Source organism: Nitrosomonas sp. GH22, assembly GCF_009833115.1.
GTDB classification, from domain to species: Bacteria; Pseudomonadota; Gammaproteobacteria; order Burkholderiales; family Nitrosomonadaceae; genus Nitrosomonas; species Nitrosomonas eutropha.
Map to the genome: position 1 here is coordinate 1 of NZ_QRCA01000074.1, position 1,530 is coordinate 1,530.

Annotated in this window: 1 protein-coding gene; it reads right to left on the minus strand. The window is 57.7% G+C overall.

Annotated elements, in window-relative coordinates; translation table 11 throughout:
* Positions 1 to 1,484: cation-translocating P-type ATPase (locus ABF86_RS12365; RefSeq protein ID WP_240142344.1), on the minus strand; the 1,484-nt coding region annotated here is incomplete at its 3' end.
* Between the last annotated feature and the right edge of the window lie 46 nt (positions 1,485 to 1,530).

Sequence of the window (1,530 nt, forward strand, 5' to 3'; positions counted from 1 at the left end):
GGGCCAGAAGCATGTCGTTCCAGGTAATCGAGACGAGATCTCAGTACAGTCGCCGGGGCTCGCGGCAGTAACAGCACCAGGCCGGTTACGAAGGCCACTGCCAATACAACATACCCCAGGGCTGCATTTTTGCGCAGAAAAGCATCGCGCAGCGATGCTCGAAAAGAGCGATTCACCAGGATCAGCGCCACGATCTGGGCAACCAGACCGAAAAAGATCAGCGCTCGCACTTCGACTTCCGGGACACCCGCCGCGGTTTTTGCAAGAAAAACGACTGCCAGCATCGCGAAAGCAATGCCGCCTTGCATGATGCTCCAGAGCAGCATTGAGGGTGAGAACATCCGTTGCGCCGGATCCCGTGGCGCACGCTCCATGACATCGTCCTCAGAATGTTCGGCTTCGAACACGAGCGCACAGACGGGATCGATCACCATTTCAAGCAAGGCGATATGAATCGGCCCCAATAACATGGGCAAGCCAAAGAACAGCGGCAAAAGCGCCAGCCCGGCAATCGGCACATGGACGGCCAAAATAAACGCCATGGATTTGCGGATGTTGTCGTAGATTCTCCGCCCTAGCCGGATGGACTGGACGATCGCGGAAAAATCATCGTTAAGCAGCACCAATGCGGAAGCTTCACGTGCGACATCGGTGCCTCGTCCTCCCATGGCAATGCCGATATGCGCGGCTTTGAGCGAAGGTGCGTCGTTGACACCATCGCCAGTCATCGCAACGACTTCACCATCTGCCTTGAATGCCTGGACGATTCGCAATTTCTGCTGAGGCATGATGCGCGCGAATACTGTGACCCGCTTCAATCGTTGTGCGAGCTGTTCGTCATCGAGTGCTTCCAGGTCGCTTCCTGTCAGCACTTCTCCTTCCTCGATGCCGGCTTGCGAGGCGATTGATCGAGCGGTGGTGGCGTAGTCGCCTGTAATCATCACGACGCGAATTCCGGCCCGGCGGCATTCGGTGATGGCGTCTGGCACACTGGCACGTATCGGATCGGCCAGTCCGACCAGACCAGCCAACGTATAGTGATAGTCCAGTTGTGAATCGGCCCACTGGCGGTCGGGCGCGGTTGAGGTTGCCACTGCCAGCACGCGTATTCCGCGCGTGGCCATGTCTTCGACAGCCTTCAGCACTTTCTGTGCTGCATCGTCTGACAGACGGCACAGGCTGATAATCGCTTCCGGCGCACCTTTGGCGCAGATCGTCAGCGCCTGGTCGTCATCCCATATATTTGACATGGCCGGCAGATCAGGACGCAGTCCATAAGTGTGGATGGGTAGCGTGCTGGAGGATTCAGAACCTGCGAAAGTACCACGGGCGTTGTGAAGTGCGACCTCCATGGGATCGGAGGGATGAGGGTCGCTGGCCAGCGCTGCTGTTTCGATGAGCTTGCGGCAGTCCTTGGAGACGGGCTGACCATGTTTAAGTGTCAGGGCTTCGCCCGACGGCAGCCAGACTTGCGCAAGCGCCATACGGTTTTCTGTAAGTGTGCCGGTCTTGTCAGTGCAAAGCACCGTT